Source organism: Pseudomonas sp. NPDC086278 (genome assembly GCF_050280905.1).
Lineage (GTDB): Bacteria > Pseudomonadota > Gammaproteobacteria > Pseudomonadales > Pseudomonadaceae > Aquipseudomonas.
Genome location: NZ_JBNNWE010000017.1, coordinates 68,892 through 77,290, shown reverse-complemented (window position 1 = coordinate 77,290; position 8,399 = coordinate 68,892). Strand labels below are relative to the sequence as shown.

8 protein-coding genes and 1 pseudogene are annotated in these 8,399 nt (G+C 60.2%); 4 read left to right on the top strand and 5 right to left on the bottom strand.

Features of this window, described 5'->3' with window-relative positions:
• From ACQKP4_RS07950 to ACQKP4_RS07935, 4 genes are all read right to left on the bottom strand, one after another.
• A partial coding sequence (locus ACQKP4_RS07950) for a TCP-1/cpn60 chaperonin family protein (protein WP_427631979.1) occupies positions 1–426 on the bottom strand: 426 nt, incomplete at its 3' end.
• Positions 427–475: 49 nt separating this feature from the next.
• The gene (locus tag ACQKP4_RS07945; RefSeq protein ID WP_054045166.1) at positions 476–769 is read right to left on the bottom strand and encodes a co-chaperone GroES; all 294 of its coding nucleotides are present in this window, start codon (positions 767–769) and stop codon (positions 476–478) included.
• A 247-nt stretch (positions 770–1,016) separates the two neighbouring features.
• Positions 1,017–1,493, bottom strand: a complete 477-nt coding sequence (locus ACQKP4_RS07940) for an FxsA family protein (RefSeq protein WP_427631977.1) — start codon at positions 1,491–1,493, stop codon at positions 1,017–1,019.
• 66 nt (positions 1,494–1,559) lie between these two features.
• Complete coding sequence (locus ACQKP4_RS07935; protein ID WP_427631975.1) at positions 1,560–2,291, bottom strand: HugZ family protein; 732 nt, start codon at positions 2,289–2,291, stop codon at positions 1,560–1,562.
• 165 nt (positions 2,292–2,456) lie between these two features.
• Between ACQKP4_RS07935 and ACQKP4_RS07930 the strand changes: the two genes are divergently transcribed.
• On the top strand, positions 2,457–3,215 hold the full coding sequence (locus ACQKP4_RS07930) for an SDR family oxidoreductase (RefSeq protein ID WP_427631973.1): 759 nt from the start codon (positions 2,457–2,459) through the stop codon (positions 3,213–3,215).
• Positions 3,216–3,345: 130 nt separating this feature from the next.
• Here the strand turns inward: ACQKP4_RS07930 and apbC are convergent, their stop codons facing one another.
• A complete protein-coding gene (gene apbC, locus ACQKP4_RS07925) occupies positions 3,346–4,440 on the bottom strand; it encodes an iron-sulfur cluster carrier protein ApbC (RefSeq protein WP_427631972.1) in 1,095 nt (364 codons plus the stop codon).
• A 288-nt stretch (positions 4,441–4,728) separates the two neighbouring features.
• Here apbC and metG point away from each other — a divergent pair, with 288 nt between their 5' ends.
• The 3 genes and pseudogenes from metG to rsxB form a co-directional block, all read left to right on the top strand.
• Positions 4,729–6,780 carry a methionine--tRNA ligase gene (gene metG / locus ACQKP4_RS07920; RefSeq protein ID WP_427631970.1) on the top strand — a complete coding sequence of 684 codons (2,052 nt, stop codon included), beginning with the start codon at positions 4,729–4,731 and terminating at the stop codon, positions 6,778–6,780.
• A gap of 156 nt (positions 6,781–6,936) precedes the next feature.
• Positions 6,937–7,506: an electron transport complex protein RnfA gene (locus tag ACQKP4_RS07915; RefSeq protein WP_427631968.1), complete on the top strand. Its 570-nt coding sequence runs from the start codon at positions 6,937–6,939 to the stop codon at positions 7,504–7,506.
• 17 nt (positions 7,507–7,523) lie between these two features.
• A pseudogene (gene rsxB, locus ACQKP4_RS07910) lies at positions 7,524–7,898 on the top strand (electron transport complex subunit RsxB); the annotation flags it as partial.
• Positions 7,899–8,399: the final 501 nt, after the last annotated feature.

Genomic DNA, 8,399 nt, shown 5'->3' with positions numbered 1-8,399 from the left:
CTGGTCTTCAGCCACCGTGGTTAACACCAGACTGTCCATATAGCCGTCGGCTTTGACTTTCTGCGCCTGGGCGCTGGCGGCAACATCGAGGTTCATGCCGGCAGCGACGGCTTTCAGGCCTTCGTTGACGATCGACTGAGCCAGAACGGTAGCGGTGGTGGTGCCGTCGCCTGCGTCATCGTTGGCACGGGAGGCAACGTCTTTGACCAGCTGCGCGCCCATGTTTTCGAAGCGATCTTTCAGCTCGATTTCTTTGGCAACGGACACGCCGTCCTTGGTGATGGTCGGAGCGCCGAAGCTCTTCTCGATGATCACGTTACGGCCTTTAGGGCCCAGGGTCGCTTTTACTGCGTCAGCCAGGACGTTGACACCGGCGAGCATTTTCTTGCGGGCGGAATCGCCGAATTTAACTTCTTTAGCAGCCATGATCGATATTCCTTAAATACTTTGTAGTAGCGGGAAAATGAGCGGGAAATCAGCCTTCGATAACAGCGAGAATCTCGTTCTCAGCCATTACCAGCAGGTCTTCGCCGTCAACTTTCACGGTGTTGCTGCCGGAGTACGGACCGAACACAACCTTGTCACCCACTTTGACGGCCAGTGCACGCACTTCACCGTTTTCCAGCACGCGGCCGGTGCCGACAGCGAGGATTTCGCCGCTGTTGGCTTTTTCAGCAGCAGAACCTGGCAGGACGATACCGCCAGCGGTTTTCTTTTCTTCTTCGCTGCGACGGATGACGACGCGGTCATGCAGAGGACGAAGCTTCATTGTCGATCTCTCCTAATTGTGGTTTTCATCGGCCGGTGTAGTCCCGGCGGGTTAACAAATCCGGCGGTGCCGGGTGCGTCTCGACGAGCAAGACGCGGAAGTCTGTCTGGCGTGATTGCCAGAAACCTTGCGGTGACCGTTACATAAGGGCGCGTAAGCTTATTACAAGGGCAGCGAACGAAATTTTTTCTCGTTGTCACCCTGAAATGAAGCACGGCACCCGAAGGTGCCGTGTCAGTGAAAGGTGTTACTTGGAGTCGTGGTGTTTGAACTCGCCTTCGATCACGTTGGGCTCGCGGCCCAGCGGTTCGCGCGGCGCAGGACCGCCCCGAGGCTGAAGGTCGTCGGCGAACGCACGCTGACGGATCGCCGCCTCTTCGGCGCGCTGGCGCATTTTATTGGCCAACAGTCGACGGGAGATCGGCAGCAACATGATCAGGCCCAGCACGTCAGTGACGAAACCCGGCAGGATCAGCAAACCGCCGGCCAGGGCCAGCATCAAGCCTTCCAGCATGGTCTGGGCCGGCAGCTCGCCACGGTTCAGGCTTTCACGGGCACGCAACGCCGTGGCCAGCCCGGCGATACGCAGCACGAACACGCCGAGCATCGAGCCGAGAATGATCAGCAGCAACGCCGGAAAAAACCCGATCGCACCGCTGACTTTGACGAAGACGAACAGCTCCAACACCGGAAACAGTACAAAGAGCAATAAAAAAGGGCGCATCAAATGGTTCCTCAACGCAAGAATGCCTTGCCAGTGTTCCCTAGATGACGTCGCCGTTTCGTGAATTCAAGCGTCGGCCACTTCATTTTTCGGCCAATGCTCGGCGTGAGCCAGAAAAACCAAGGCTTCGCGCACTTGTGTCGGCGTATTACAAGGCGCTTGAAACGGCAGCCAGTACAGAACCTGGCCGATGCGCAGGTGCATGCCTTCGGTGTCGATACCCGCCAGTTGCGCCGGCTCGGTCTTCGGCAAACCCGCCAGTTCCACGTAGTGGGCGATGGCTTTGGCGTGATCGGCATTCATATGCTCGACCATGCTCACCTCGGCTTTGCCGGCGAACGGATTGGCCAGCGTCAATTGATCAACCCAGTGAATCGCACCGAAACCGCCGATATAGCGATGACGCACCGGGTTGAGCACCCAGAAATCAAAATCGTGGGCTTTGTGGTAGCTCTGCGAATCAGGGAAATAGCGGTAATACCGTTCAGCCGCCGCTTCGATGGCCGCTTCGTCCTCGAGTTTTTCTGCTTGCGCGAGATACGTCAGGCGCCCCACGGCCTGCACGTCATCGGCTTCACGCTCGCCCACGAACAGTGAGCATTTCGGGTCTTTTTGCAGATTATGCGTGTGCTGGGCTATGCGGCTGATCAGGATCAGCGGCCGGCCCTGCTCGTCGAGGCAGTACGGAACCACGGAGCCAAACGGGTAACCCGGCATCGACTTGGAGTGCGTCGACAGCACTCCACGGTATTCCTTGAGAAGCAATTCTCGGGCATTCTTGGCCGCTTCAACGCTCAATTTATGACTCCTTATATAGAATCCGTCGAAAAAACGGACAGGCGCCTGGGGGAAAGTTCCAGTACGCCATCGGGGCAGTTCTCATGTGCAACCCGGCGACACCCGGTGCAGATCGAGAGGCTCTCTAGAAGGAAGACCACTCCAACCTGCTACCGGGGCATGCGAATGCAACTCACTGACAAAGTAATCATTATCACTGGCGGTTGCCAGGGTTTAGGCCGTTCGATGGCCGAGTATTTCGCCGGCAAAGGCGCGAAACTCGCGCTGGTGGACCTGAACCAGGAAAAACTCGACGCCGCCGTCGCCGGCTGCCAGGCCAAGGGCGTCGAGGCCCGCGCCTATCTGTGCAACGTTGCCAATGAAGAGCAAGTGACGCACATGGTCGCTCAGGTGGCCGAAGATTTTGGGGCGATTCACGGCTTGATCAACAACGCCGGGATCCTGCGTGACGGCCTGCTGCTGAAGGTGAAGGATGGCGAGATGACCAAGATGAGCCTGGCCCAGTGGCAGGCGGTAATCGACGTCAACCTGACCGGCGTGTTCCTGTGCACCCGTGAAGTCGCGGCAAAAATGGTCGAGCTGAACAACAGCGGCGCGATCATCAATATCTCCTCGATCTCGCGCGCCGGCAACGTCGGCCAGACCAACTACTCCGCCGCCAAGGCCGGTGTCGCTGCGGCGACCGTGACCTGGGCCAAGGAACTGGCGCGCTACGGCATTCGTGTGGCGGGCATTGCGCCGGGCTTTATCGAAACCGAGATGACGCTGGGCATGAAACCCGAGGCGCTGGAGAAGATGACAGCGGGAATCCCGCTCAAACGCATGGGCAAACCGGAAGAGATCGCCCATTCGGCGGCATACATTTTCGAGAACGACTATTACACCGGTCGGATTCTGGAAATGGATGGCGGCTTGCGGATCTAACGCACACCCAAAACAACTGTGGGAGCGAGCTTGCTCGCGATGGGGCCATAACATTCACCATTGAGGGTGACTGTTACACCGCTATCGCGGGCAAGCTCGCTCCCACAGGGGATCGCATTTATTCAGCGAATCAATCGTCGCTGATGGTGATGTTCGGCATCGCCGGTGTCACCGCTTCCTGCAACACGATCCGCGCGCCGACGTGGCGGGCCAGCTCCTGGTAGACCATCGCAATCGGGCTGTCCGGCTCGGCGATTACCGTCGGTTTGCCGCTGTCGGCCTGCTCGCGGATTTCCATCGCCAGCGGCAACGACGCCAGCACTTCAACGCCGTACTGGTTGGCCAGTTTTACCCCGCCGCCCTCACCGAACAGATGTTCGGCATGCCCGCAGTTCGAGCAGATGTGCACGGCCATGTTTTCCACCACGCCCAGCACCGGGATGTTGACCTTGCGGAACATCTCCACGCCTTTGCGCGCGTCCAGTAATGCCAGATCCTGCGGGGTGGTGACGATGACCGCGCCGGCCACCGGGACTTTCTGCGCCAGCGTCAGCTGAATGTCACCGGTGCCTGGCGGCATGTCGATGACCAGGTAATCTAGATCGCCCCAAGCGGTTTGGGTCACCAGTTGCAACAGCGCGCCGGACACCATCGGCCCGCGCCAGACCATCGGCGTGTTGTCGTCCGTCAGAAACGCCATGGACATCACTTCGACGCCGTGGGACTCGATCGGAATGAACCACTTCTGATCCTTGACCTTTGGACGGGTGCCCTCAGGGATGCCAAACATGATGCCTTGGCTCGGACCGTAGATGTCCGCGTCGAGGATCCCGACCTTCGCGCCCTCGCGCGCCAGCGCCAGCGCCAGGTTGGCGGCGGTGGTGGATTTGCCCACGCCGCCCTTGCCGGAGGCCACCGCTACCACGTTTTTCACGTTGGCCAGCCCCGGGACTTGCGCCTGCGCCTTGTGCGGCGCAATCACGCTGGTGATGTCGACCTGAGCGCTCGTCACGCCGTCCAGCCCCTCGATAGCCATTTGCAGCATTTGCGACCAGCCACTTTTGAACAGGCCGGCGGCGTAGCCCAACTCCAGCTGGACGCTGACGCGATCGCCCTGGATATCAATGTTGCGCACGCACCCGGCGCTGACCGGGTCCTGGTTCAGGTAAGGGTCGGTGTATTGGCGAAGGACGGCTTCCACCGCTGCGCGATTGACGGCGCTCATGGGCAACTCCGATAGCAAGACTGGAAAATCAGGCGGGTATCCTAACCGTTCTGGTCCGCTGTCGGCATGTATGAAGGGCAATTGTTGCGAACTGATTCCTGTGGCTGTGGTGAGAAAGCTTGCCTGTGGTGAGCGGCTTGCCTGTGGCGAGGGGCTAGCCCCCTCACCACAGAGAAACCCCTTGCCACAAAAAGCACCCTCGCTGGCAAGCCATGTCGCCACAAGGTGAAAAATATGCGCCAGCGCTTTATAGTGGCCGACCTTCGTTTCATCAAATAGCCGAGCCCCATGTCCGAGCCACGCAAGATCCTCGTCACCAGCGCCCTGCCCTATGCCAATGGTTCGATCCACCTTGGCCACATGCTGGAATACATCCAGACCGACATGTGGGTGCGCTTCCAGAAGCACCGCGGCAATCAATGCATTTATGTCTGCGCCGACGACGCCCACGGCTCGGCCATCATGTTGCGCGCGGAAAAGGAAGGCATCACCCCGGAACAACTGATCGCCAACGTCCAGGCTGAACACAGCGCCGACTTTGCCGAGTTCCTGGTCGACTTCGACAATTTCCACTCCACTCACGCCGAAGAAAACCGTGAGCTGTCGAGCCAGATCTACCTCAAGCTGCGCGACGCCGGGCACATTGCCCAGCGCTCGATCACGCAGTACTTCGACCCGGAAAAGAAAATGTTCCTGGCCGACCGCTTCATCAAGGGCACCTGCCCGAAATGCGGCACCGAAGACCAGTACGGCGACAACTGCGAAAAATGCGGTGCGACCTACGCGCCGACCGACCTGAAGGATCCGAAGTCGGCGATCTCTGGCGCCACCCCGGTGCTCAAGGATTCCCAGCACTTCTTCTTCAAACTGCCGGACTTCCAGGAAATGCTGCAAGCCTGGACCCGCAGCGGCACCCTGCAAGAGGCCGTGGCGAACAAGATCGCCGAGTGGCTGGACGCCGGCCTGCAACAGTGGGACATCTCCCGCGATGCGCCGTACTTCGGCTTCGAGATTCCGGGCGAGCCTGGAAAGTACTTCTACGTCTGGCTGGACGCGCCGATCGGCTACATGGCCAGCTTCAAGAACCTGTGCGCCCGTCGTCCGGAACTGGACTTCGACGCGTTCTGGGCCAAGGACTCCACTGCCGAGCTGTACCACTTCATCGGCAAGGACATCGTTAACTTCCACGCCCTGTTCTGGCCAGCAATGCTCGAAGGCGCCGGTTTCCGTAAACCGACCGGGATCAACGTGCACGGCTACCTGACCGTCAATGGTCAGAAAATGTCCAAGTCCCGTGGCACCTTCATCAAGGCCCGGACGTATCTGGATCACCTGTCGCCGGAATACCTGCGTTACTACTACGCGGCCAAACTGAGCCGTGGCGTCGACGACCTCGACCTGAACCTCGAAGACTTCGTGCAGAAGGTCAACTCCGACCTGGTCGGCAAAGTGGTCAATATTGCCAGCCGTTGCGCCGGCTTCATCCACAAAGGCAACGCCGGTGTGCTGGTGGCGGGCAATGCCGCGCCGGAACTGACCGACGCGTTCCTCGCCGCAGCGCCGAGCATCTGCGACGCCTACGAGGCTCGCGACTTTGCCCGTGCCATGCGCGAGATCATGGGCCTGGCCGACCGCGCCAACGCCTGGATCGCCGACAAAGCGCCGTGGTCGCTGAACAAACAGGAAGGCAAGCAGGATGAAGTCCAGGCCATCTGCGCCTTGGGCGTCAACCTGTTCCGCCAACTGGTGATCTTCCTCAAACCGGTGCTGCCACTGCTGGCCGCCGACGCCGAGGCGTTCCTGAACGTCGCACCGCTGACCTGGAACGACCACGCCACGTTGCTGAGCAATCATCAGTTGAACGAGTTCAAACCGCTGATGACCCGTATCGACCCGGTGAAAGTGCAAGCCATGAGCGATGCGTCGAAAGAAGACCTGACCGCCAGCACTACCGACACCGGCGACGCAGCCCCTGCCGGCAACGGCGAATTGGCCAAGGACCCGTTGTCGCCAGAGATCGAGTTCGACGCTTTTGCTGCTGTCGACTTGCGGGTCGCGCTGATCGTCAAAGCCGAACACGTGGAAGGCGCCGACAAGTTGCTGCGCCTGACCCTGGACATCGGTGACGAGCAACGCAACGTGTTCTCCGGGATCAAGAGCGCTTATCCGGACCCGTCCAAGCTCAATGGTCGGCTGACCATGATGATCGCCAACCTCAAGCCACGGAAAATGAAGTTCGGCATCTCCGAAGGCATGGTGATGGCGGCCGGCCCAGGCGGTGAAGAAATCTACCTGCTGAGCCCCGACAGCGGCGCCAAGCCGGGTCAGCGCATCAAGTAAGGTCGTGCGGTAATTGATCCCACAGTCGTGCCAGGCGCGACTGTGGGATTTTCATGTGTGGCCCACCCTCCATCCTTGCCGGATAATGCCTAAGCTTTTTAGATGGCCCTGTTTAAGAGCCCTGTGCTTGATAGCCCCGTTCTTGCCGGCACGATCATGACCCAATTGCTTCTCACACTTATCAGCGCTGCCCTGATCAACAACCTCGTGTTGCACTGGCCGCTGGGCGTCGATCCGCTGCTGGGTAGCGAGCGGCGCCAGGTTCATGCGCTCGGGATTGCGACGACGTGCCTGATGCTGATCGTCGGCGTGCTCGGCTATGCGCTTTACCGCTGGCTGCTGGTGCCACTGGAACTGACGTCGCTACGACTGTTCGTGTTCCTGCCGCTGAGTGTTCTGCTGATTGGGCCGTTGCTGAAAGGCCTGTCGCAGGTGTTCTCGACGCTGTCGTTCGAAGGCCTGTGGCCGCTGTTGCTGGGCAACGCCGGCGTGCTCGGGCTGACGCTGATCAACGCGCAGGACGACCAAGGATTGTTTCACGCCACAGCCCTGAGTCTCGGCGCGGGGCTGGGGTTCTGGCTGGTGCTGAGTCTGTTCAGCGACTTGCGCCAACGCACACTCGACAACGATATTCCCCTGCCCTTTCGTGGCCTGCCGATCGACTTGATTGGCGCCGGACTGATCGCATTGGTTTTTCTCGGATTCAGCGGACTGATCAAAACATGAGTCTGATTCAACGCATCGACGCGCTCTTGCCGCAGACCCAATGCGGCAAGTGCGGCCATCCCGGATGCAAGCCATACGCTGAAGGCATTGCCGACGGCGAGCCGATCAACAAGTGCCCACCCGGCGGCAGCGAAACCATTGCGGCGCTGGCCGATTTGCTGCAAGTGCCAGTGCTCGAGCTGGACGTCAGCCGTGGCTCGGCGCCGGCGCAAATCGCCTACATCCGCGAAGCCGAATGCATTGGCTGCACCAAGTGCATTCAGGCCTGCCCGGTCGATGCCATCGTCGGCGCGGCCAAGTTGATGCACACGGTGATCATCGACGAATGCACCGGTTGCGACCTCTGCGTCGCGCCGTGCCCGGTGGACTGCATCGAGATGCGCCCATTGCCGCTGGCTACGGTGTTGCCGATTGTCGGCGGTTTGGCGTTCAGCCTCGATGAGCAGCGCGCGCGCGCGGCCAAGCGCAACCACGCCCGGCGGCGCTTCGAGCAACGCAATGCGCGTCTGCAGCGCGAGGAACAGCAGAAACTGGCGGAGCGTCAGGCCCGCGCGCAGAAAGCCACGCAACCCACGGCGGTATCACTTGATCCGGTCCAGGCCGCGCTGGAGCGGATCCGCGCGCAGAAAGCGGCGAACGCGGACGCGGCGTTAAAAAAAGCCAAGGTCGAGCTGGCGATGAGCCGGGCGCAGTTGAACAAATCGCTCAAGGCATTTGGGCATCCGCCAACGTTTGAGCAACAGTCGCAGTTGATCGTTCTGCAACAGCAATTCGAGGCCGCCGAGCAGGTCTTGGCGCAACTCGACAGCAGCGCACCGCCGACGTTAACGCCGGCGCCCGCCGCCCCGGTGAAAAATGCCGAACTGAACCGGGCAAAAATTCAATTGGCCATG